Source organism: Sutcliffiella rhizosphaerae (assembly GCF_917563925.1).
Lineage (GTDB): Bacteria > Bacillota > Bacilli > Bacillales > Bacillaceae_I > Sutcliffiella_A > Sutcliffiella_A rhizosphaerae.
On record NZ_CAKJTJ010000009.1, the window covers coordinates 99,056 to 121,121 of the forward strand.

The window sequence follows — 22,066 nt, forward strand, 5'->3', positions numbered from 1 at the left end:
CTTTTCTGTTGTCAATGAGCAATTATCACCCAATAGCCCCTAGCACTTCTCATGTGGAAGCACCGTATCCGGGAAAATCTCGGTAGGGTACTTTCCTGTGAAGCATGCCATGCATTGCCCGCGCGATTCGCCATCAAATGGACGGTTAATCGCGTCGACCATCCCAAATGGACTTAGAAATTCCAACGTATCAGCGCCGATTATCTCACGCATTTCCTCCAAGGAATGGGAAGAAGCAATCAATTCCTCGTGTGTCGAGGTATCTATCCCGTAAAAACATGGATTCTTAATAGGTGGTGAGCTTATTCGCACATGCACTTCCGTTGCACCTGCTTCGCGAAGCATGCGGACAATTCGTTTGCTCGTTGTGCCACGAACAATTGAATCATCCACCATGACTACACGCTTTCCTTCTACCACCCCACGGACAGGAGAGAGCTTCATTTTCACTCCTTGCTCCCGTAACGATTGGGAAGGCTGGATGAAAGTCCGGCCAACATATCTATTTTTAATTAGGCCAAGCTCATATGGAATTCCGGAAAACTCGGCATAGCCGATGGCTGCGGAAATACTGGAATCCGGCACACCTGTTACGATATCTGCGTCAATCGGTGACTCAATTGCAAGTTGTTTTCCGAGACTTTTCCTAGCTGTATGGACATTGATTCCATCGATATTGCTATCCGGACGGGAAAAATAAATATATTCCATGCTGCACATTGCGCGCTGGGTGTGCATCGTAAACCGCTCTGAATGTAGACCCCCATTGTCTATTATCAATAGCTCCCCAGGTTCAATATCACGGATAAATTCGGCTCCTACTATATCAAAAGCGCATGTTTCTGATGCTACAACATATGCGTCATTCAGCTTGCCAAGTGATAGTGGACGTAAGCCGTTTGGGTCCAGTGCTACCATCATTTCTGTCTCTGTCATGATTAAGAAGGCATAGGCTCCCTTTAACATAGAAAGGGCGTTTTTCACGCGATCCTTCAACAAGGTATAGCCGCTTCTTTTAATAAGGTGTGCTAAAACTTCTGTATCTGAAGTTGTTTGCAGAATGCTCCCCATTGACTCCAGTTGATGCTTTAGGGCATTCGCGTTTACTAGATTACCGTTATGAGCAAGTGCAAGACTACCCGTTTGCGAGTGGAACAAAAGTGGCTGGACGTTTTCATAGCCACCGCCTCCTGCTGTCGCATAGCGAACATGACCTATTGCCGCTTTACCAGGTAAATCATTCAGCCTGCCATTAGCAAATACCTCGTTTACAAGGCCTTCCCCTTTAACTGCGACAAGCTTTTCACCATCTGTTGCCACGATGCCTGCGCCCTCTTGGCCACGGTGCTGTAAACTGTGCAAGCCATAATAGGTGATTTGAGGAGCTTCAGAATGGCCCCATATTCCAAACACTCCACACTCTTCGTTTAAGCCTTTTAGTTCAGCAAGCATGGAATTGCTCCTTTCCAGGCGTTGCGAAGGTCCTCTACAGACATGTGCAAAACAGCCTGGCTTGATTCAGTTTCCACATGAAGTGTATTTGTGGATGTGACATTTCCTATTAATTTCGCATCTGTTACTTTTTTCTCAAACGCTTCTTGATTTTCGGGACGGACCGACACGATAAAGCGTGATTGGGTTTCACTGAATAACGCTGTAGTCATCTCGCCTTCTAGCGTTATGGTTGCCCCTAGGCCGCTTGCTCCCATCGCACTTTCTGCTAGTGCCACTCCTATTCCACCTTCAGATACATCATGAGCCGATGCTACTAAACCTGTTTGGATGGCTGATAATAGTTGTTCTTGTCGTTTAGCTTCAATATCTAAATCAATAGCTGGTGCTTTTCCGAAGATTTTGCCAGCTGTTAGTTTTTGTAGCTCACTGCCACCAAATTCCTCAGCCGTTTCTCCAATGACATAAATGAAGTCACCTTCTTGCTTAAATTCTTGAGTCGTTACGTGAGATAGGTCATCAATCAAACCAACCATACCAACAACAGGAGTAGGATAAACCGCAACTCCATTCGTTTCATTATATAAAGAGACATTTCCGCCGATAACTGGGGATTCCAGCTTGCGGCAAGCTTCACTCATGCCATCAGTCGCTTTTTCAATTTGCCAAAAGATCTCTGGCTTTTCTGGATTTCCAAAGTTTAAGCAGTCTGTGATTGCAAGTGGCTTTGCACCTGAACAGACAACATTACGTGCGGCTTCAGCTACAGCGATTTTTCCACCAACCTCTGGATCTAAATAAAGGTAACGGGAATTGCAGTCCGTTGTCATCGCAAGTGCTTTTTCTGTTCCGCGAATTCTAACTACGGCAGCGTCAGAGCCTGGTACTACTACTGTATTGGTACGTACCTGGTAGTCATACTGATCATACACCCATTCTTTGCTTGCAATAGTTGGTTGTTGGAGTAAAGCAAGTAAAGTTTCTTCATAGTTCGTTACTTCCGGAACTGCCACATCCATCTCTTGGAATTGACTGTAATATAAAGGTTCAGCAGACGGCTTATGATAGACAGGTGCCTCTTCTGCAAGAGCATCTACCGGTACATCTGCAATAATGTCTCCTTTATGAAGTAAACGAAGCTTTTTATCGTCTGTCACTTTTCCGATTGCTACTGCTTCTAGGCCGTATTTTGCAACTATTTCATGTGCTTCATGCTCACGGCCTTTCTCTACAACGATAAGCATGCGTTCTTGGGATTCAGAAAGCATCATTTCATAACCTGTCATGCCTGTTTCACGTTGCGGTACTAAGTCTAGATTCATTTCGATTCCAGAGCCCGCTTTTGAGGCCATTTCTGCAGAGGAGCTTGTTAACCCTGCAGCTCCCATGTCCTGGATTCCCACAAGTCCGTCCCATTTCACAATTTCCAAACATGCTTCTAATAAAAGCTTTTCCATGAATGGATCGCCAACTTGAACAGCTGGGCGTTTTTCTTCTGATGCTTCAGATAGTTCTTCAGATGCAAAGGTAGCGCCATGAATACCGTCACGTCCTGTTTTTGCCCCAACATACATGACCGTATTTCCGACACCTTTCGCTTGCCCTTTTTTAATATCTTCATGGTTGATTAGACCAACACACATCGCATTTACTAAAGGATTACCATCATAGGCAGGATCGAACTGGATTTCGCCACCAACTGTTGGGATTCCCACACAGTTACCGTAGCCTGCAATTCCTGCCACTACTTCTTCAAACAAATATTTGACACGCGGAGAGGTTAATTCTCCAAAGCGCAAAGAGTTTAATAGTGCAATGGGACGTGCTCCCATGGAAAAGACATCACGGATGATTCCGCCGACACCTGTAGCTGCACCTTGATATGGCTCAATGGCAGACGGGTGGTTATGGCTTTCGATTTTGAACACGACCGCCTGATTATCACCGATGTCTACGATTCCTGCTCCTTCTCCTGGACCTTGCAATACTTTAGGTCCATCTGTAGGGAATTTTCGTAAAACAGGCTTTGAGTTTTTATAGCTGCAGTGTTCCGACCACATAACAGAAAATAATCCAGTTTCCGTGTAGTTTGGCAGGCGTCCAAGAATTTTTTCTACCATTAAAAACTCTTCATCACTAAGACCCATTTCGCGGTAAATGCCATCCGCTTTAATCATCTCTGGATTTGGCTCAAGAAGTAACGACATATGATTCCCTCCAATTACGAACGATAGATTGAAAGAGTTTAAGGCCATCCGCACTTCCTAAAAGGCTTGAAACGGCTCTTTCAGGGTGTGGCATCATGCCTAGGACATTTCCTTTTTCATTTACAATCCCAGCAATATCATGTAGACTACCATTTGGATTATCACCATTATAGGAAAACGCAATTTGCCCATTGCGTACTAATTCCCCTAAAGTTTTCTCATCACAATAGTAATTTCCTTCCCCATGTGCGATGGGGATGGTGATAATCTCTTCTTTTTCATAGGCTGACGTAAACATAGTCTTGTTGTTGACCACTTTTAGTTCCACAGGACGGCACATAAATTTTAAGTTCTTGTTTCTTCTCATTGCCCCTGGAAGAAGACCCGACTCTAACAAAATTTGAAATCCGTTACATACCCCAAGAATAGGCTTCCCCGCTTCAGCCGCTCTTTTCACCTCAAGCATGACATTGGAAAAACGTGCGATTGCGCCAGATCTTAGGTAATCCCCATAAGAAAATCCACCAGGTAGTAATATTCCGTCGTACTCCTCTAGGTTTGTTGCATCATGCCACACATACTCGACTTCTTCCCCAAGTTCGTCTTTGATGGCCTGAAACATGTCTACATCACAGTTGGAGCCCGGAAACACGATGACTGCAAATTTCACGACCCAACAACCTCCTCCACCTCATAACGGAAGTCTTCAATGACAGTGTTTGCAAGTAAACGCTCACACATTTCTTTTACAAGGACATCAAGATCGCGGTCTGTCTTTGCGATTGTCAGTTCTAAGTATTTACCGATGCGCACTTCTTCCACTTCTTGATAAGAAAGACTATGAAGTGAATTTTTCACCGCTGTCCCCTGTGGATCTAGTACACTTTCTCTTAATGTTACAAATACCTTCACTTTATACATGCTGCTCTCCTCCAATACGCTCCAGTATTTTTTCATATGCATCTGTCAAACTTCCTAGATTGCGACGGAAAACATCCTTATCCAGTTTTTCGTTAGTCGCTATATCCCATAGGCGGCAAGTATCTGGTGACACTTCGTCTGCCAGGATGATTTTGCCTTCATTTGTCTTTCCAAACTCCAGTTTAAAATCTACTAAACGCAAATCTTTACTTGCAAAAAACTTCGATAATATTGCATTGACCTTACGTGCCACATGCTTCAACATATCCACTTCAGCAGGTGTAGCAAGCTTTAGGATTTCAATATGATCTTCGGTAATGAGTGGATCCCCAAGGCTATCATCCTTGTAATAGAATTCCACCACTGGTTCTTGTATAGGGATGCCTTCCTCGATACCAAGTCGCTTTGCCATGCTTCCTGCAGTGATGTTTCGAACGACCACTTCAAGAGGAATGATATCAACTTTTCTAACAATCTGTTCTGTTTCTGACTTTCGCTCTAAAAAATGATTTTCTACACCAGCTTCATGAAGCATAGAGAATAATAAACTAGTAATCTCATTATTCAAACGGCCCTTGCCGGTAATATCTGCTTTCTTTTCACCGTTAAAGGCAGTTGCGGAGTTTTTGTACTCTATCCAGACGACATCCTCATCTGTTGTCGTATATACTAGTTTTGCCTTGCCTTCGTAAAGTAAAGCCGTCTTCTCAACAGTCATGAAAATCCTCCTCTGCATTCATGCATGGGCAGATGCCGGTAATCAACTAAGATTACCGACAAAGCCAAGTTTTTCTTATAGTCCTAAGCGATCAAAAATCGTATCAACATGCTGCAAGTGATAATTGTAATCGAAGCAATCTGCAATTTGGGCTTCAGTCATGCGGGAGGTAATTTTCTCTTCCCCTTCCACCAATTGACGGAAAGGTACTTGTTTTTCCCATGCTTCCATTGCTTTTGGTTGAACCGTATCGTATGCTTCTTCGCGGGATAGACCTGTATCAATAAGTGCTAACAAAACACGTTGAGAGTAAATAAGCCCTAACGTACGGTCCATATTGCGCTTCATGTTTTCCGGGAACACCGTCAAGTTTTTAATGATGTTACCAAAACGGTTTAACATATAGTTCAACGCAATCGTGCTATCCGGTAAGATGATTCGCTCAGCTGACGAGTGGGAGATATCACGTTCATGCCACAGTGGTACATTTTCGTAAGCAGTCATCATGTATCCTCTGATCACGCGCGCAAGTCCCGTCATATTTTCAGAACCAATTGGATTACGCTTATGTGGCATGGCGGATGAGCCTTTTTGTCCTTTTGCAAAAAATTCCTCAACCTCACGCGTTTCACTCTTTTGTAATCCACGTACTTCCACTGCAAATTTTTCAATGGACGTTGCAATAAGTGCTAGGGTGCTTAAGTAATGTGCATGACGGTCACGCTGCAATGTTTGAGTGGAAATCGGTGCATGCTTGATGCCAAGTTTTTCACACACATATTCTTCTACGAATGGATTGATGTTTGCGTAAGTTCCAACCGCTCCGGAAATTTTTCCGTATTCTATACCTTCTGCCGCTTGCTTGAAGCGCTCTAGGTTACGTTTCATCTCTTCATACCATAATGCAAGCTTTAGCCCAAATGTTGTTGGCTCAGCGTGCACACCATGTGTACGACCCATCATGACAGTGTATTTATGCTCTTGCGCTTTTTCTTTTAAAATAGAGATAAATCGCTCTAAATCAGCTAGTATTATTTCATTTGCTTGCTTCAACTGATAGGAAAGTGCCGTATCTACTACATCTGTGGAAGTTAAGCCATAGTGTACCCACTTTTTCTCCTCGCCTAGCGTTTCTGAAACTGCTCTTGTAAAAGCAACAACATCATGGCGAGTTTCCTCTTCTATTTCCTTAATACGATTGATATCAAAGGAAGCCTTTTCTCTCAGAACCTTCACGTCTTCTTTTGGAATGTCACCAAGCTCAGCCCATGCCTCACATGCAAGTATTTCTACTTCCAGCCATGCTTGAAAACGGTTCTCTTCCGTCCAAATTGCACCCATTTCGGGTCTTGTATAACGTTCAATCATGTCAAAATCCTCCGATCATCTTTCTGCCATATCTGCCATGAAGCCTCTTGCTCCAAAGCCTGTTCTATTGTATCAGCTAAAATATTAATATGTCCCATCTTGCGTTTTTCTTTTTTCTCCGCTTTCCCATATAAGTGAAGCTTCGCATTTTCATAGTTCGGGATTTTTTCGATAGCTGTATCTACATGCTCTCCTAATAGATTAACCATAACCACTGGCTTCCATAAGGATGTTTTTCCAAGCGGGAAGCCCGTTATTGCTCGGACGTGCTGCTCAAACTGTGACGTTTCACAAGCATCGATCGTATAATGACCGGAATTGTGAGGGCGTGGAGCAAGTTCATTAATATATATCGTTCCATCCTCCATCACGAACATTTCGACTGCTAGTGTTCCGATCAACTTTAGATGTTTAGCAAGCACTTGAGCGCTTTGAAGTGCCTTCTTCTCAAGCTTTTGGTCGATTAGCGCTGGAACAATTGTTTTATATAAAATATTTTCTCTATGTTCATTTTCCCCAACTGGGAACGTGGTCATTTCACCTGTAGTTCCCCTTGCTACTACTACGGATATTTCCTTTGTAAAAGGGATCCACTTTTCAAGCACACATTCACCGTTTTGAAGCAGTTGTGCTGCTCGTTCTATATCCTTTTCTCCCCTTAGTACAACCTGTCCTTTTCCATCATACCCAAAACGACAAGTTTTAAGGACGCTTGGAAATCCAAGTTCTTCAATTCCCTCTATTAGCTGTGTGGAAGAGGTAACTTCTTTATAAGGTGCAACCGGCAAGCCAGCAGCTTCTATCGCCTTTTTTTCGGTGATACGGTGCTGGGTTGTTTTTAACACTGCACTTCCTTGTGGGAGATATGCGTGCTTTTCCAACCAAGTCAGAGCATCGTAATCAATGTTTTCAAATTCATAGGTGATGACATCCGAAAGCTCTGCAAGTTTCTTGATTGCGCTCAAATCGTTAAAGGGAGCAGTGATTTCAACGTCCGCTAACTGTCCACATGGCGAATTCGGTGTCGGGTCAAGAACTGCAATTTTATACCCCATCGCTTTTGCTGGGATTGCCATCATTCTACCAAGTTGTCCCCCGCCAATTATGCCGATGGTTGCTGGTGGTACGATGTGTTTAAACAAGCTGTTCACTACTTTCTATTACTTGTTGTTCTATCTGTTTTCTTCTTGTCTCAAGACGTTCTGCTGTTTTTTCATCAAAAGCACTAATGATTTGCGCCGCAAGAAGTCCCGCGTTTGTTGCACCAGCTTTCCCTATTGCAACAGTTGCAACAGGAACACCACCTGGCATTTGAACAATCGAAAGCAAGGAATCGAGACCGTTTAAGCTTTTGGATTGAACAGGGACCCCTATCACAGGCAAAGTCGTCTTTGCCGCTACCATTCCTGGTAAATGTGCGGCACCACCAGCGCCTGCAATAATAACTTTCAAGCCTTTTTCACGTGCTTGTTCTGCATAGGTAAACATCAAATCTGGCGTGCGGTGTGCGGACACCACTTGCTTTTCGTACGGTATATGTAGCTCATCAAGCATGTCACAAGCATATTTCATCGTTTCCCAATCGGATGTACTTCCCATGATTACGCCAACTAATGCGTTCATATGTTCCACTCCTTTGGTTTCATTTCCTTTTACACAGTTCAGGATTTCGCTGAAAAAATACCTCGAACCACTTATCTATTTCCTAAGATCCATTTTTTATCTCAAAACAGAAAAGCCCAGCATAGACGCCATCCCTTTAATAAAGAGGGAAAGCAGTCCACCTGGGCTTTCATCGCATAGAAAACAGACACATCGCCATGAAAAACATAGATAGTGCAAACTTCCCCTCATAGTCCGATCCATTTAAGGTGGTCAGGTAGAGACTTATGGGCCATATTCCCAAAATTATATGAGGTTTCGTTATTTCATTGTTATCTACGTCTATTTTATCGTCAAAATCCTTGGATGTCAACGAAAATCATGAACAATAATCTGTTATCTTTTGTTAATGTTCGGGTTTTAAATCTTATTTTTCCATTAATTTTCCTTCAAATACAATTTTTCTGCCAATTGGCTGTACTTCCTTGTGACCGTTCTTTACCGTTTCTTGAAAAATTGGCTCTTCCATTCTACGGGTTGGCGAATAACCTTCCTTCGCCATTCTGTTCAGACAGTCATTAATGGATTCATTATCCATTACTTCGAACTTTCTTCTTTGTGGCGTTTTGCCCATTCTTTGATTTTCCTTTCCTTGACAGCCTTCACCCAGAAACCGCCATGAATGGTTTTTGGTTCATATGCGATGATAAACGCTTTTGGGTCATATTCTTTAATGGCATGGTATAAGCTGACTTCATATTTTCGCGGGGTTAAAATCTGCATTGCCATACGATCCCCTTCAAGACCATTCGCCTGCCAGTTCGTAACTCCGTATCCCTTCTCCCGCAATAGCTTTGGGAGGTCTTTATCATATTCTTTCGTAATCACATTTACCGTTGTATATCCAAGTGCAAGTTTTTCCTCTATTTTCATACCGACGATGACACCGATTCCATATCCAAGAGCATATGCAGCTAAGTTTTGTATTTCATTTAAGTTATCAAGAACAAGCCCAAGACCTACCACATAGATAACTACTTCTACCATACTAATTCCAGCTGCGAGATAGCGCTGGCCTTTCAATGTCAAAATCATTCTTATTGTAAAAAACGAGACATAGACTATATTGATGACAATGATGATAGCTACCATTATCAAACTGTTTTCAAGCAAAATCCCCTGCCTCCTTGATGAGAAATCTAGTTACTAATTTTAATGGAAAATACTATCACCTGTAAATAGTACAATCAAATTAATTGGACCATAGTCCTAGAAGTGTTAGGATGGTATAGCTGGCGTTTTTAAAACAAATACTTATTTTATTAGGAAAGAAGTGATGTGACATTTTTAGAGGAGTGAATTTTATATGAAGAAAACAACCCCAGTATTTATTGTTTCTATTATTATTGCTACCTTATTCATCGGATGGGGAGTACTTCCGGTCAGTATGATCGGAGATGCGGCACTTGGCCCTGTTACAACCGATATACAAGGCTTTATTGTTGAAAAATTTGGCTGGTTTTATTTATTAACTGCAACTGGATTTTTACTTTTTTCCATTATCCTCATTTTCACAAAGTATGGAAATATAAAACTAGGCAAGGACTCTGACGAACCAGATTACAACTATCTTACCTGGTTTGCGATGTTGTTCAGTGCCGGTATGGGTATCGGATTAGTATTTTGGGGTGCTTCAGAGCCAATTTATCATTTTTTCGCCCCACCTACTGGAGAGGGAGGAACAGCTGAAGCGGCCAGAGTAGCAATGCGCTATTCATTTTTCCATTGGGGACTGCATCCTTGGGCAATTTATTCTGTTATTGCGCTAGCACTTGCTTATTTTCAGTTTAGAAAAGGAAGCCCGGGAGTCATCAGCTCTATTTTACGTCCAGTTCTAGGGGACAGAGTAGACGGAAAACTTGGCATTATGATTAATTTTATTGCAGTATTTGCAACCATTTTCGGAGTAGCAACATCCCTCGGTTTAGGTGCCATTCAAATCACAGGAGGACTCTCCAATCTTACGAATATCCCCAACAATATCACTACCCAACTTGTGGTTATTGCCATTGTAACGGTATTGTTTATGGCATCGGCTCAATCTGGCCTTAATAGGGGGATAAAATATTTAAGTAAACTTAATATCGTATTGGCGATATTCTTAATGCTCTTTTTGTTGTTCGTTGGACCAACCAACTTTATTATGGACCTGTTCACAACAACGATAGGAAGTTATCTTCAAAACCTTCCTTCCATGAGCTTCCGCTTGTTCCCATTTGATGAAAATAATACATGGGTACAGGATTGGACCATATTCTATTGGGCTTGGTGGATTGCATGGGCACCATTTGTTGGGGCATTTATAGCTAGGATTTCTAAAGGAAGAACGATTCGTGAGTTCTTACTTGGGGTGTTATTAGTCCCTACTGTTTTTGGGGCTCTATGGTTCTCTGTTTTCGGTGGATCTGCCATCTTCCTTGAATATTTCGAAGGTGCTTCCATTTATAGTGTGATTGAAGAGCAAGGGATGGAGATGTCCCTATTCGCTGTTTTACAAAGCTACCCACTAGGAATGATCATGTCGGGACTTGCGATATTCTTGATTGCTGTGTTTTTCGTTACGTCAGCAGACTCAGCAACCTTTGTACTTGGAATGCAAAGTACAAATGGTAGTCTAAATCCCCCCAATTCTGTTAAGTTTGCATGGGGAATTGTCCAATCCGCCGCTGCGGCCATCTTGCTATGGACAGGTGGATTAGAAGCATTACAAACCGCTTCCATTATTGCAGCATTTCCCTTTGCCATTATCATGATATTAATGGTATTCTCGCTACTTAAATCGTTCAAACAGGAAAAATTTAGTGTTGTAAAAGCATCCGACCAATCCAAAAAAGATTAATTATAGAAGGGGCTGTTTAAAAAGTCATGATCTATGGCTTTCTAACAGCCCTTTTTTATTTTTTACGGGTAATTCATGGGTGGAATTTTAGAGAAGAATTACATGAGTTGGTGCAAGGAATTGGTGGTTGGCTAGAGGGTTCCTGGGCTGGCGGGGCGAAATATGAAAATCGGCTAGGGGATTCATGGGAATTTTTGCGGAAAATGGTCAAGTTTACGCCAATTCAACCTTGAATGTTAAAACTCCTGGTTCTCTATGTCGAGAAGGAGCGTTTTAAAATTATTACCAGGTCAAGATAAACCATCCTCCTATATCCTCAACCGTTTTCACATATCCTTATGACAATATTATCTCCTCTCAAGACATAAGCTGATCTCAAGTCTATTGTTACTTTTACACAACAACAATCACACACAAGATAAACCGAAATTTACAATTATTTACCACCTATTACACTCCATGCATAAAGCCGATGAAAATTGGGAGCTTTTACAATCCCCAATTTTTTATTATTTTTGGTAAGTAAATACCATTATTGTATAGACTTTCTAGTTAAAAGTGTATTAAAATGTCAGTATGTTTACAATTATTATAATATTAAGACATTTATAACTAATTTAATTCAGGGGGGAAAAGAGGAAAAGATGAAAAATAATTCAATGCTCTCCACAGGGGCAATTATGATTGGGCTGCTTATTGTATCGGCCATTATCGGAACGAAATTTGTATCTGACGGTGAAATTAATAGAATTTCCACTATCCTTGATGATCAATCTTCCATATCCATTTCAGAAATGTGGATATTATTTATAGCAGGTACAACTGATTTCATGCTTCTTATACTAGCTATTACAGGTGTTCGTTTTCTGCTTGCGGTTCCTCTAGGATTTTACGCCTCTGAAAAAAAAGGACTTCCTTTTCTTTTGGTAACTTCTCTACATAAATTTACAAAGAGTGTTCCCATCATACTAATTGCATTATTAGTACTAAGTCTTCCTGTTTTAGTGTTTACCGAAAACAGGTATATGTGGAGTATTATTTTTTTAGCACTTATCGGAATAGGAAATGTAAGTTATGCCATGCAGGAAAAAGGCAATGAGCTTATTCATCGGAAAGCTGCCGCCAAGGCAAGAAGTGAAGGGGTAGTTTGGGGATTATTATATATGATGCGGTTTGTATACCCATTCTCGTTTTTCCCTATCATAATTAATTTCTTTATTGATTTAGGAAGAGTGACCGTCCTTCTTTTACAAGTTGGTGTACTCACCTATTTTATTCATTTAGTCTATTCGCCTTTAAAGTTTGGTTTCGGAGAGTTATTGATTAGTAAATATGATTGGGTTGTATTAATTGGACAAACGAAAACATTAGTCGGGGTTCATCCTTTCCTACCGTTAATCCCCCTAATTGGCTTTTTACTCTTGTATCTTACCTTTATTATCACAGCAGAGGGACTTAGCAGGTTATATGAACACCGTCAAAATTTCCAGATAAGCGAGGAAGTAAAATGAAATTATTTCTCAATATTGGAAAGCTGATAACTGTAAATTTATTAGTTATTGTTGGACTTACGCTACTTATTCTCTTCCCTAAACAAATGAATCAAGTCGATTTTTACCAGTTTTCTATTACCTACTATTTCAGTATTACGGAATTTACTGAAAGTGTAAAAACCTATTTTTCTGACAGGATGCAAGGAATGGATTTTGGCGTAACCTTTGAAGGAACTCCCGTCTTAGAAATATTATTCCCGTTTCTATCCAATACCTTGATTTTATTATCCCTATCCTTAGTCTTAGTAATTTTGGGAAGTCTCCTTTTACAAGCGATATTGCACTTATTTAAGCTTTCCATTCCTCAAGCACCTAGTTGGCTTAAAATACCGGAGATTTTTATTATCCTTTTCCTCTTTATTCTTATTTCTGCAAGTGGAGTTAATTTTTCTTTGTATAGTACATTACTTTTAATAATTGTTTACCCTACTTATTATGTATTACGAATTTTATTAAAAGATAAGCGTTTATCCTATAAGGAAAGTCTTTGGCAAATCGGTATACAACTAAAAAATATTATGTTAGTTGTCTTCACTAGTCTGTTCTTTGTCGAATGGCTGACAGGGTATAACGGGGTTGTCACTTTTTTTCTGACACATATTGATTTAAGTAAGGATGTATTTACAAGAGCCTTGCGAAATTATGAATATGAATTAATCGTTACAAGTGTACTCTTCTTCCTGGTAATTCTTTTTATAGCGGAATGGGTAAGCTACCTATTGCAACAATTACAAGTTAAAGAGAAAAGCGAGCGCTTTCGGACTATTTGGAACCTGATTATCAAACAAATACTTATTTCATTAGTTTTAGTATTATTAGTTCTTTTTCCAAAAAGTGGACATATTGATTTCACGCAAGACAAGTATGTATTCTCACCAAGTATTTATAAAGAAAACATTACTACCCTAGTAGAAAATATTGTTACAGAACGCTCACTTGGTACAATAGCTAACGGAGAGACGGTAGAAGAAGAAATTGCGAAATTTTACCCTCGAAGCATAAAAGTCATTGCTTTTGCTTTTAGCTTAAGTTTGTTGGTGGGACTTGCGAAAGGAATGTTCGATTTCTATTCAAAGAATCGATGGTATTCTTTACTTGGAAAAGGGGTCACATGGACAACATCCTCTGTTCCGGATTTCTTTCTCATTATATTTCTCCAATGGTTCTTAATCTTTAATGTCAAATCCCTACAAGTAATGGGGAATGATCATTGGTATGCCTTTATTCTCCTTGGTGCTCTGATATCCATTCATCCTTCTATGTATTTAGCTAACATCGTCCGCAATGCCCTTGAGGATGAGGCTGGAGAACCGTATGTACAGGTCGCCCGCTCAAAGGGATTATCTAGAATTTATATCCTGCGCCAGCATTTATTCAAAAATGCAATTGGGAACATTACCAATTATATACCTGCCATGCTACTTTTTATTATGTCGAATTTACTAATCGTGGAGTGGATTTTCGATTATAAAGGAGCAGCCTATCGTTTGCTTTTTGCCATGCAGACAGGAAAGAATTTGCTTGTTCAACAGACTAGAGTAGAAGATGGGCCAATTATTCTTGGGTTAGTTCTTTGCTTCCTACTGCCGATATTTATTGTGCAAGTATTTTCACTTATTATAAAGTACAAATACACGCCAGTCAGGAGGGTGAGGGGTGAATAATAATTATCAGTTGAAAGTCGGCATCACTATGTTTCTCATTTTAATTGGGTTTATGATAATAGCACCTTTTATAGTTAATGAGGGAACCTTTGAACCAAATAGGATACGATTTGAAGAAGGAGGCAGATATTCTGTTGCACCTTTTCCTCCCATGACTTTAGGGCATATACTTGGCTCTGATACAGATGGAGTGGATTTACTTACTTTAATCGTCGTAGGTACGAAAGATACCATTTTTATGATATTCCTCATTACTGCCATACGCTATTTAATTGCAATCCCAATTGGTTTGTATGCATACAAGAAAACGGGAATTACCCACATGATTGTCAGTGGATGGAATACATTTTTTGCGAGTATTCCCACTCTACTTGCAGCTATCATTCTAATTAATATGCCCTTCCTTTTCTTTTCGGAAAGTAGAATGATGTGGGTCATTATTATACTTGCTCTTATAGAAGCAGGCAGAGCCAGCTATATCATCCGAGAGCAAGCATACGCTGCCTCGGTTAAAGAATTTTCTGATGCCGCCAAAGTTAACGGAACACATGGCAGGAGACTGATTATAGAGCATTTTATTCCGTATATGCTACCCTCCATTATAATGAACTTTTTTATTGATTTAGGTAGAGTTACGCTACTCATTGCACAGCTTGCTGTATTTTCCATATTTATCAATCAAGTTATCGTATTAAATGAAGGTGTTCCGGAAATTCAGCAGGTTGGTCATATGTGGACTTCATTATTGGGCTCGGGCAGATCACAAATATTAAAGGCATTCTATATATTCTTCGTCCCAGCATTTTTTATCTTTTACCTTATCATTACCTTTAACCTCATTGGGGAAGGAATTAAAAATCACTTCTTACGAAGAGGGGAATATTTATAAGTCTAGTAGTTTTGTACACCAACAAAAGAGAAAAACTCAAGGGTGCTATGTTCAACATCCTTGAGTTTTTCTCTTTTGGTTTTATTAGTCAAACAGTCTAGAATTACTAGCGACATTGCCTTACTTTTTCATGACATTCCTATATAGCACCACAGCAGGTAGAAGAAGGATAGTACCAAGGACGAGAGCAGCTCTAATCGTGTACCTAGTAGCAATAACTCCGACAAACGGGCCTCCTAGTCCTTGTCCTACAGCATTTCCTTGACCCATGATGGAAAGCACGGTTGCACGGGATTTACTTTCTAGCAGCTGATTCAGCCATGCCTGATACATCGGTGCCGTAATAGATCCTATGATCCCTAAAGCCCAAAAGCAAATAATAGTGCCGTAAAAGTTTGTACTCACAGCAAACAACAGCATAACCACAACTTGAGCCGCTGTAAAGTAAAACAGACTGTGCCTTATTACCTTTGGCTTGTTTACATCAAACTTTCTCTGATACCATTCCATGACTATAATACTTATAAGTGTTCCTATAAATTGGATAATACCGAACCAGACAACCGGCTCCAATGACCCAATCTGCGGAAACTCTAAGGCTTGTAATAAATGGGCTTCCCACAGACGATCAAACCCTTCTGATGTTGCGCCAGTAAAAACTGTAACAATTAACAGCATGAGGAGAATTGGTTTATTTTTCACAAATGAAATCCCGATTTTAAAGGTGCTAATCATTGCTTTTAACGGGTTTTTAGACTCAGCATCTACTCTTATAAACTTCTTTTCTTTCATATAAATACATAAGAATACACCAAGCAATATATAAAGTGCTCCACCAATAATGAAGGGAAAATTTAATGCAATACTAGCAAGGGCAACACTGATTACAATGCCCACCAAACTTGCAATAAGACGAAGCTGATTCGTACGGACAAAGATCTTCGGCACCGCTGCTTCTCCTACCTCATCAGTGAGCCACGCCTGATCCGCGCCACTTAAAAAGGTCTCCCCGATGCCACGGATACACTCCGCTACTAACAGAAATGCAAATGCTGAAAGAAATCCAGTCGTTACTATACTAGTAAAAAAAGGGATACTTCCTTCCAAAATAAACGCTACACCTAACACAAAAGTTGCTATGATAATGGAGATTCTTCTACTATAAGTATCTGCTACAACCCCTGTAACACTTTCAAAAAGAATCACCGTTAATTCCAGTGCAGTTCCAATTAATATCAACTGCAACGGATTTAATCCTAATTCCTCTATATAATAAATTGCATAAGTCGTAAACATAATCGCACTTGCAAGCGAAATAATAACGTGCATCGTATAATACACGTGCTTTGTTTCCAAATGATTCATTGTTACCTACTTTCCGTAAGTAACAACACGGTTTTAAACGCAGTCGTTACTTACCAGTTGATTTATCCTTTAAGCGTTCGTTTAATATCCATGTATAGTTTTTTGACATGTTTAAACACCTCCACTTCCAAATGTACCATAATTACCCTTTTGTGTATCTAAAATCTTTCTAGGCACTTAACCTATTTGTTCTGCATATTCTAAAGAAAAGCGAGAGGCGACGAAGAGGTTGTTTTTTACCTTCATGACTTCTTTACTAATGACCTCAAGTGGCTAAGCGCCTAAAGCCATTTAGAAAAAAGGAGTGTGAATGCCTGTGATGCCTTTTAATCAATTTAAACATATGGGAGACTGGCGGAAGCAATGGGATCAATTTTTTGGGGATGAATTTTGGAATGGATTTGAACCATACTTTGAAAATATGCAAACCCAAACAAATCTTTATAAAAGCGAAAATGAACTCCTTTGTGTAATGAGCCTTCCCGGCCTTATTAATCCGGAAAATGTTCAACTCTATGTTCGTCCACAAAAGCTTGAAGTAAAGGGGCAAATACATCTTAATATTCAAGGCTATGAACTCATAGAGGAAGGAATTGCCCAAGGAGAATTCCAACGTACGTTCGAGCTTCCCTTTCCAGTACGTGATGACAAAATGGATGCCACCTATGAGAATGGACTACTCTACATTCATCTTCACCGCCATATTATCAGCGATAAAAAACGGCAAATATTTGTGCAAGGCGGCAATAACGGAAACAAAAGCACGGATGAGTAATACCTATTTTTTCTCCCCCTAAATAAAGGGGGTTTTTTTTATGGAAAGAAATTATAATTCATAATGAACGCATTCTAAATAAAGAGCGTCTTATAGATGAATAGAGGAAAGGAGGCATCAGCTTGGGGCAAGAAAAAGATATCACCCTTATTGAAAAAGCGAAAAATGGGGACGATGATGCATTCACGACGCTTTTTCAGAACAATTATTCTTTCCTATATAAATATTTGCTGAAATTGACTCTAGATGAAGAAACAAGCAACGATCTCGCTCAGGAAACGATGGTGAAGTGCTACCAGCACCTCTCATCATTTAAAGAAAAAGGAAAATTTTCAACTTGGATGATTTCTATTGGCTCGAGACTATATATTGACCAAATTCGAAAAAAAGAACGTGAAAAGAAAAAAATGACCAGATTGATGCACACTCTCTCCCGTCAGCTCTCCTTTCGAGCAAAATCAAACGGGATGGAATGGAGCGACACATTCTCTGATTTTAATCAGCTAGATGCACAAACAAGAACCCCTATTCTATTGCGACATTATTATGGCTATTCCTATGAAGAAATTGGTGACATTCTTGGCGTAAAGGCAGGCACCGTAAAATCAAGAGTACACAACGGAATCAAACAGTTCAGAAAGGAGTGGGATGATGAAAAACAATGACGACAAAAAACTTTTCACAAGACTTCAAAAGGATTGGGAACAGCTTGATACACTTGGAGAACCCCCCATCCCAACAGCTCCTCAGCTAAAAGAGCAGCTTCAAATGGCAAAAATCAAACAGCGAAAAGCTTTTCAAAAGGAGTTTGCATTATTTATCGTTACCGCACTCATCATTCTGACCACCTTTACGACCGTAATTTCTAAAGCACCAATGATTTTCGTCATTACTCAGGCAATTGCTTTCATCGCTGCACCTACCTTCTACTTTTTACTACGTAAGTCAAAACAAGAAGGGAGTATGCTGACATGACACAGGAAAAAATTGATTTACTCTATATCATCCTTCCTTTTCTAATTCCTGTGTTTTTGACCCAAAGTATTCTGTTATTCATTGATGCCAAAAAGAAAGGAAGCTACGCCTGGTTTTGGGGAATCTGGGGATTGATACAATTTCCTCTCCCGACATTGTTTTACCTGCTTTTGGTCATTTATCCGTATCATAAAAAACGAAAGAGGAGCGATTCATAATGGAAAGTATTAACTGGTCCTTAGTGGCACCTTTTATTGTTCTACAGTTAATTTTAATGACAGCTGCACTTGTCAGCCTCTCCCGCCAACAACAAACGAATGGCCCAAAATGGATATGGGCACTCATTATTATTGTAATTAACATATTCGGACCAATACTTTATTTCGTGATCGGTCGCAAAGACGACTAAGGGGGGAAACACATGCTAGTGGAAATTAAACACTTAAAAAAATCATATAAGCAGCACCAAGCAGTGAATGGCATTTCTTTTCAAATTGAAAAGGGTTCTTGCGTTGCGCTGCTCGGTCCAAACGGAGCCGGAAAAACAACCACCTTGCAAATGCTTGCTGGGATGCTAACCCCGACATCAGGTACTATTCAATTTGGGGAGAATACAAACCGAGATTTCAGACAACAAATCGGCTTTTTACCACAACACCCATCCTTTTTTAACTGGATGACGCCAGTTGAGTTCTTACAATTCGTTGGAAAACTCTCTCATATTCCACAATCGAAGCTAAGTAGTAAGATTGAAGAAACACTCGAATTTGTGAGCCTCCAAGATGTTAAAGCCAAGAGAATAGGAGGCTTCTCAGGTGGAATGAAACAACGTCTGGGGCTTGCTCAGGCTCTACTTCATAAACCTGAGTTGTTAATTTTAGATGAGCCAGTATCTGCCCTCGATCCAGACGGAAGAAGGGATGTAATCGAAATCATTCAACAACTAAAATCTACTATGACCATTCTTTTTTCTACCCATGTCCTTCATGATGCTGAACAGGTGTGCGATTCTGTCATCATGTTAAAACAAGGTGAAATTGCCTGGAATGGCAGCCTCGAGGAGTTAAGAGGAAAGCATACCACATCTTCTTATAAAATCCAGACTGATCAGTCGCTCACTGGAAAATTAGATGGAGTGATTGGAATCGATTCAATTGAGTATCTTAGCAGCCATACTGCAAAATTACACGTAAACGAAGCTTTCCAAACCAATGTATTACTCCATAAACTAATAGAGCATAATCTAACACTCTGTCATTTTGAACAAATACAAGATTCACTTGAAGACGCATATATGAAGGTGATGAATCAATGAGAAATTTCTTAACTCTTTTTATGAAAGAAATGAAAGAAAACACACGCAATGGAAAATGGATCTGGTTACCTGTGGCAATAATCTTAATCAGTATCTCTCAGCCCATCACCAGCTACTACATGCCACAGATACTCGAATCTGCTGGCAACTTGCCAGAGGGGACTGTCATTGAAATTCCTACCCCTTCAGGTGAAGAGGTGCTGGCAGGAACGCTTGGTCAACTAGGAACCATTGGTACCCTACTATTTGTATTGGCATCCATGAGCGCTATTTCAGGAGAAAGGCAAAGTGGCTCACTAACACTGGTTATGGCTCGTCCTGTCCTCCCCATACAATACATTCTCAGCAAATGGGCCGGGTTGATTGCCATAACACTAACTTCTTTTATATTGAGCTATTTACTTACATGGTATTACACAAATCAATTATTTAATTCTGTTGAATGGACCGTACTCCTTGGCAGCATGGCCGTCTACAGCCTGTGGATCATACTCATTGTGTCCGTCTCGATTCTATCAGGGACTCTTTTAAGATCTGGTGGCGGCATTGCTGGGATTAGTATCTGTTTTTTAGGTCTTCTAACTGTTGTTACCGGGTTATTTATCCGATATATGGAATGGAGCCCATCCCGATTAAGGGAAGTTGCTACCTCCATTTTATTGGAAGGTGAATTAGCTGAGAAAGGGTTGCTCGTTCTTCTCTCCACCATTGTACTCTCACTTTTAATGGTTATTTTAGCCACTTGGCGCTTCAAACGATTTGAACAATTTTAATAAATAAAAAAAGGTAGCACAGACTCCAAATGCTGTGCTACCTTTTTTGACCTTCCATTCCCTTGAGAAAATATTCAATCTCCTTCTTGTTTTTCAAACAGATGACCCGTCTCGTATCATGATACGAATTCATAAATTCACGCATCCACTTTTTTCTCTTACGATAGGTAGTTACGATAAACTTTATAAATGCAAAGTCCATTTTCTCCGTGCATTCTCCACCAAGATCATGCCGTTTATATCCCAAATTTGTCAGCCATCTCATTATGACACGATACAAGCATATCCTCAAAGGCAGTTCCAAATAAATGATAGTATCGGCATGATCTGCCCTCAGTTTTATTGTCGATGAATAGTTTCCCTCCACAATCCATGAACTATAGTGTGAGAGCATCTTTTCCTGTTTCTCTGTAAACTCTTCCAGGCTAGATTCCACCCACCCCTGTTTCCAGTAAAATGAATCCAAATGGAACACATCGAGTTTTAACGCTTTTCCTAACCTCATTGCAAAAGTCGACTTTCCAACTCCAGCAGAAACTCCAATAATCATGATACGTTTCATTTTACCCCTCTATTCCGAGCTTTTAGTTTAAGAGTATTTAAGTATAGAAGATAGCCAGTGGAAAATCCAGAATTTCTTGAAAGTTTACTTTCCTCCCGCTTTATGAATTTGGTAGGTCATGCATTAATTAGTTAGTTTTAGATTTTCAAAATAAATTGCAAGGATGTTGGCTTTGCTAAGGTAAAGTGGTTTTATTAAAATATGTAATATCAGCAAAATGCTAATTTTTAGGAGGGTGATTTTTTTATTGTTTTTTTTACTCCTTTTTGAATGAAACGTATTCGTTTCCTCGACTTGCTTACTGTTTTAAATCATTTATAGTAGTTGGTATTTTTAAAATGTATAGGGGTGGGGGATGGGTGCTGTGATGGTCTTGTATGGGATGGTATCGGGATAACTATAATAAATACTTTCATTATAGTACTGATATATTTCCATTCCAGGCACTTTTTTGTGTTCTGGACAATTTTATCATTCATTCGGACAAACTACTTGCCGATTTGGACAAACTTCACCTGTGTGTTGCTTCTATCATGCCCGTTTATTGTTTAACGCCCTCTGACTCGGACAAACCGACCGATATTACGGACACAAATGGAAGTATTTCGGCCAAACCAAATTCCCTTTTATTAAGCCCACTCATTTAATCAAAAACCTAATCTCTTCGCACAAAAAACCAGTGCCTATTCATAAGCACTGGTTTTTCTCATTTGCCTGGCAACGTCCTACTCTCACAGGGGGACAGCCCCCAACTACCATCGGCGCTGAAGAGCTTAACTTCCGTGTTCGGTATGGGAACGGGTGTGACCTCTTCGCTATCGCCACCAGACATATTCAATTGAAGGTTGTTCCTTCAAAACTAGATAATGTGTTCTATCAAGAAAATTCACGATCCATTCATCAAATTTTTGGGTTAAGTCCTCGATCGATTAGTATTCGTCAGCTCCACGTGTCGCCACGCTTCCACCTCGAACCTATCTACCTGATCATCTTTCAGGGATCTTACTTACCGAAGTAAAAGGAAATCT

Annotated in this window: 24 protein-coding genes, 2 rRNA genes and 1 riboswitch; of the genes, 12 read left to right on the plus strand and 14 right to left on the minus strand. The window is 40.1% G+C overall.

The features are described from left to right. Positions 1-39: 39 nt before the first annotated feature. From purF to LRP81_RS10650, 10 genes are all read right to left on the minus strand, one after another. On the minus strand, positions 40-1,452 hold the full coding sequence (gene purF / locus LRP81_RS10605) for an amidophosphoribosyltransferase (protein ID WP_230501244.1): 1,413 nt from the start codon (positions 1,450-1,452) through the stop codon (positions 40-42). Then, positions 1,437-3,659, minus strand: coding sequence for a phosphoribosylformylglycinamidine synthase subunit PurL (gene purL, locus LRP81_RS10610; RefSeq protein WP_230501245.1), 2,223 nt, complete (start codon positions 3,657-3,659; stop codon positions 1,437-1,439). Before purL ends, purF begins: the two co-directional genes overlap by 16 nt. Beyond that, positions 3,643-4,329 (minus strand): phosphoribosylformylglycinamidine synthase subunit PurQ, encoded by a 687-nt coding sequence (gene purQ, locus LRP81_RS10615; protein WP_230501246.1) that lies wholly within the window; start codon positions 4,327-4,329, stop codon positions 3,643-3,645. The genes purL and purQ overlap by 17 nt, the downstream gene beginning before the upstream one ends. Next, the gene (gene purS, locus LRP81_RS10620; RefSeq protein WP_230501247.1) at positions 4,326-4,580 is read right to left on the minus strand and encodes a phosphoribosylformylglycinamidine synthase subunit PurS; all 255 of its coding nucleotides are present in this window, start codon (positions 4,578-4,580) and stop codon (positions 4,326-4,328) included. The genes purQ and purS overlap by 4 nt, the downstream gene beginning before the upstream one ends. Beyond that, positions 4,573-5,298 (minus strand): phosphoribosylaminoimidazolesuccinocarboxamide synthase, encoded by a 726-nt coding sequence (gene purC / locus LRP81_RS10625; protein WP_230501248.1) that lies wholly within the window; start codon positions 5,296-5,298, stop codon positions 4,573-4,575. The genes purS and purC overlap by 8 nt, the downstream gene beginning before the upstream one ends. A gap of 75 nt (positions 5,299-5,373) precedes the next feature. Beyond that, positions 5,374-6,666, minus strand: coding sequence for an adenylosuccinate lyase (purB, locus tag LRP81_RS10630; RefSeq protein WP_230501249.1), 1,293 nt, complete (start codon positions 6,664-6,666; stop codon positions 5,374-5,376). After that, positions 6,663-7,808 (minus strand): 5-(carboxyamino)imidazole ribonucleotide synthase, encoded by a 1,146-nt coding sequence (gene purK / locus LRP81_RS10635; protein ID WP_230501272.1) that lies wholly within the window; start codon positions 7,806-7,808, stop codon positions 6,663-6,665. Before purK ends, purB begins: the two co-directional genes overlap by 4 nt. Next, on the minus strand, positions 7,801-8,289 hold the full coding sequence (gene purE, locus LRP81_RS10640; RefSeq protein WP_230501250.1) for a 5-(carboxyamino)imidazole ribonucleotide mutase: 489 nt from the start codon (positions 8,287-8,289) through the stop codon (positions 7,801-7,803). The genes purK and purE overlap by 8 nt, the downstream gene beginning before the upstream one ends. 210 nt (positions 8,290-8,499) lie before the next feature. Beyond that, positions 8,500-8,602: riboswitch (purine riboswitch) on the minus strand. A 93-nt stretch (positions 8,603-8,695) separates the two neighbouring features. Next, a complete protein-coding gene (locus tag LRP81_RS10645) occupies positions 8,696-8,902 on the minus strand; it encodes an NETI motif-containing protein (protein ID WP_230501251.1) in 207 nt (68 codons plus the stop codon). Further along, positions 8,866-9,420: a DUF2179 domain-containing protein gene (locus tag LRP81_RS10650; RefSeq protein WP_230501273.1), complete on the minus strand. Its 555-nt coding sequence runs from the start codon at positions 9,418-9,420 to the stop codon at positions 8,866-8,868. The genes LRP81_RS10645 and LRP81_RS10650 overlap by 37 nt, the downstream gene beginning before the upstream one ends. A 214-nt stretch (positions 9,421-9,634) precedes the next feature. On the opposite strand from LRP81_RS10650, the gene LRP81_RS10655 reads away from it, so the two are divergent. The 5 genes from LRP81_RS10655 to LRP81_RS10675 all read left to right on the plus strand — a co-directional run bounded on the left by LRP81_RS10655 (position 9,635) and on the right by LRP81_RS10675 (position 15,273). Continuing rightward, positions 9,635-11,167 (plus strand): glycine betaine uptake BCCT transporter, encoded by a 1,533-nt coding sequence (locus LRP81_RS10655; RefSeq protein ID WP_230501252.1) that lies wholly within the window; start codon positions 9,635-9,637, stop codon positions 11,165-11,167. 26 nt (positions 11,168-11,193) lie between these two features. After that, a complete protein-coding gene (locus LRP81_RS10660) occupies positions 11,194-11,400 on the plus strand; it encodes a hypothetical protein (RefSeq protein ID WP_230501253.1) in 207 nt (68 codons plus the stop codon). Positions 11,401-11,811: 411 nt separating this feature from the next. Next, complete coding sequence (locus tag LRP81_RS10665; RefSeq protein WP_230501254.1) at positions 11,812-12,678, plus strand: hypothetical protein; 867 nt, start codon at positions 11,812-11,814, stop codon at positions 12,676-12,678. Continuing rightward, entirely contained in the window at positions 12,675-14,384 is a 1,710-nt protein-coding gene (locus tag LRP81_RS10670; RefSeq protein ID WP_230501255.1) for an ABC transporter permease subunit, read from the plus strand. The genes LRP81_RS10665 and LRP81_RS10670 overlap by 4 nt, the downstream gene beginning before the upstream one ends. Continuing rightward, a complete protein-coding gene (locus LRP81_RS10675) occupies positions 14,377-15,273 on the plus strand; it encodes an ABC transporter permease (RefSeq protein ID WP_230501256.1) in 897 nt (298 codons plus the stop codon). Before LRP81_RS10670 ends, LRP81_RS10675 begins: the two co-directional genes overlap by 8 nt. Positions 15,274-15,393: 120 nt before the next feature. On the opposite strand, the gene LRP81_RS10680 is transcribed toward LRP81_RS10675, so the two are convergent. Next, positions 15,394-16,638 (minus strand): MFS transporter, encoded by a 1,245-nt coding sequence (locus LRP81_RS10680; RefSeq protein WP_230501257.1) that lies wholly within the window; start codon positions 16,636-16,638, stop codon positions 15,394-15,396. A 319-nt stretch (positions 16,639-16,957) separates the two neighbouring features. On the opposite strand from LRP81_RS10680, the gene LRP81_RS10685 reads away from it, so the two are divergent. From LRP81_RS10685 to LRP81_RS10715, 7 genes are all read left to right on the plus strand, one after another. Continuing rightward, positions 16,958-17,413 carry an Hsp20/alpha crystallin family protein gene (locus LRP81_RS10685; RefSeq protein WP_230501274.1) on the plus strand — a complete coding sequence of 152 codons (456 nt, stop codon included), beginning with the start codon at positions 16,958-16,960 and terminating at the stop codon, positions 17,411-17,413. A 122-nt stretch (positions 17,414-17,535) separates the two neighbouring features. Next, on the plus strand, positions 17,536-18,078 hold the full coding sequence (sigY, locus tag LRP81_RS10690; protein ID WP_230501258.1) for an RNA polymerase sigma factor SigY: 543 nt from the start codon (positions 17,536-17,538) through the stop codon (positions 18,076-18,078). Next, the gene (locus LRP81_RS10695; RefSeq protein WP_230501259.1) at positions 18,065-18,388 is read left to right on the plus strand and encodes a YxlC family protein; all 324 of its coding nucleotides are present in this window, start codon (positions 18,065-18,067) and stop codon (positions 18,386-18,388) included. Before sigY ends, LRP81_RS10695 begins: the two co-directional genes overlap by 14 nt. Continuing rightward, complete coding sequence (locus tag LRP81_RS10700; protein ID WP_230501260.1) at positions 18,385-18,606, plus strand: transcriptional regulator; 222 nt, start codon at positions 18,385-18,387, stop codon at positions 18,604-18,606. The genes LRP81_RS10695 and LRP81_RS10700 overlap by 4 nt, the downstream gene beginning before the upstream one ends. Beyond that, a complete protein-coding gene (locus LRP81_RS10705; RefSeq protein ID WP_230501261.1) occupies positions 18,606-18,797 on the plus strand; it encodes a PLD nuclease N-terminal domain-containing protein in 192 nt (63 codons plus the stop codon). The genes LRP81_RS10700 and LRP81_RS10705 overlap by 1 nt, the downstream gene beginning before the upstream one ends. 12 nt (positions 18,798-18,809) lie before the next feature. After that, positions 18,810-19,703, plus strand: coding sequence for an ABC transporter ATP-binding protein (locus tag LRP81_RS10710; RefSeq protein WP_230501262.1), 894 nt, complete (start codon positions 18,810-18,812; stop codon positions 19,701-19,703). Then, positions 19,700-20,476, plus strand: coding sequence for an ABC transporter permease (locus tag LRP81_RS10715; protein WP_230501263.1), 777 nt, complete (start codon positions 19,700-19,702; stop codon positions 20,474-20,476). Before LRP81_RS10710 ends, LRP81_RS10715 begins: the two co-directional genes overlap by 4 nt. Positions 20,477-20,513: 37 nt before the next feature. Here the strand turns inward: LRP81_RS10715 and LRP81_RS10720 are convergent, their stop codons facing one another. The 3 genes from LRP81_RS10720 to LRP81_RS10730 all read right to left on the minus strand — a co-directional run. Next, complete coding sequence (locus LRP81_RS10720) at positions 20,514-21,038, minus strand: P-loop NTPase family protein (RefSeq protein WP_230501264.1); 525 nt, start codon at positions 21,036-21,038, stop codon at positions 20,514-20,516. 712 nt (positions 21,039-21,750) lie between these two features. Further along, positions 21,751-21,867: ribosomal RNA gene (gene rrf / locus LRP81_RS10725) — 5S ribosomal RNA — on the minus strand. A gap of 80 nt (positions 21,868-21,947) precedes the next feature. After that, a 23S ribosomal RNA gene (locus LRP81_RS10730) occupies positions 21,948-22,066 on the minus strand; the annotation flags it as partial.

Excerpts from the sequence above, each read along its gene's own strand:
- LRP81_RS10700 (WP_230501260.1), top strand. The coding sequence starts at position 18,385 with ATGACACAGGAAAAAATTGATTTACTCTATATCATCCTTCCTTTTCTA.
- purF (WP_230501244.1), bottom strand. The coding sequence starts at position 1,452 with ATGCTTGCTGAACTAAAAGGCTTAAACGAAGAGTGTGGAGTGTTTGGA.
- LRP81_RS10670 (WP_230501255.1), top strand. The coding sequence starts at position 12,675 with ATGAAATTATTTCTCAATATTGGAAAGCTGATAACTGTAAATTTATTA.
- LRP81_RS10705 (WP_230501261.1), top strand. The coding sequence starts at position 18,606 with ATGGAAAGTATTAACTGGTCCTTAGTGGCACCTTTTATTGTTCTACAG.
- purB (WP_230501249.1), bottom strand. The coding sequence starts at position 6,666 with ATGATTGAACGTTATACAAGACCCGAAATGGGTGCAATTTGGACGGAA.
- LRP81_RS10720 (WP_230501264.1), bottom strand. The coding sequence starts at position 21,038 with ATGAAACGTATCATGATTATTGGAGTTTCTGCTGGAGTTGGAAAGTCG.
- purC (WP_230501248.1), bottom strand. The coding sequence starts at position 5,298 with ATGACTGTTGAGAAGACGGCTTTACTTTACGAAGGCAAGGCAAAACTA.
- purL (WP_230501245.1), bottom strand. The coding sequence starts at position 3,659 with ATGTCGTTACTTCTTGAGCCAAATCCAGAGATGATTAAAGCGGATGGC.
- LRP81_RS10685 (WP_230501274.1), top strand. The coding sequence starts at position 16,958 with ATGCCTTTTAATCAATTTAAACATATGGGAGACTGGCGGAAGCAATGG.
- LRP81_RS10680 (WP_230501257.1), bottom strand. The coding sequence starts at position 16,638 with ATGAATCATTTGGAAACAAAGCACGTGTATTATACGATGCACGTTATT.
- purS (WP_230501247.1), bottom strand. The coding sequence starts at position 4,580 with ATGTATAAAGTGAAGGTATTTGTAACATTAAGAGAAAGTGTACTAGAT.
- LRP81_RS10710 (WP_230501262.1), top strand. The coding sequence starts at position 18,810 with ATGCTAGTGGAAATTAAACACTTAAAAAAATCATATAAGCAGCACCAA.
- LRP81_RS10660 (WP_230501253.1), top strand. The coding sequence starts at position 11,194 with ATGATCTATGGCTTTCTAACAGCCCTTTTTTATTTTTTACGGGTAATT.
- LRP81_RS10695 (WP_230501259.1), top strand. The coding sequence starts at position 18,065 with ATGAAAAACAATGACGACAAAAAACTTTTCACAAGACTTCAAAAGGAT.
- purE (WP_230501250.1), bottom strand. The coding sequence starts at position 8,289 with ATGAACGCATTAGTTGGCGTAATCATGGGAAGTACATCCGATTGGGAA.
- LRP81_RS10645 (WP_230501251.1), bottom strand. The coding sequence starts at position 8,902 with ATGGGCAAAACGCCACAAAGAAGAAAGTTCGAAGTAATGGATAATGAA.
- LRP81_RS10650 (WP_230501273.1), bottom strand. The coding sequence starts at position 9,420 with ATGGTAGCTATCATCATTGTCATCAATATAGTCTATGTCTCGTTTTTT.
- LRP81_RS10715 (WP_230501263.1), top strand. The coding sequence starts at position 19,700 with ATGAGAAATTTCTTAACTCTTTTTATGAAAGAAATGAAAGAAAACACA.
- LRP81_RS10655 (WP_230501252.1), top strand. The coding sequence starts at position 9,635 with ATGAAGAAAACAACCCCAGTATTTATTGTTTCTATTATTATTGCTACC.
- LRP81_RS10665 (WP_230501254.1), top strand. The coding sequence starts at position 11,812 with ATGAAAAATAATTCAATGCTCTCCACAGGGGCAATTATGATTGGGCTG.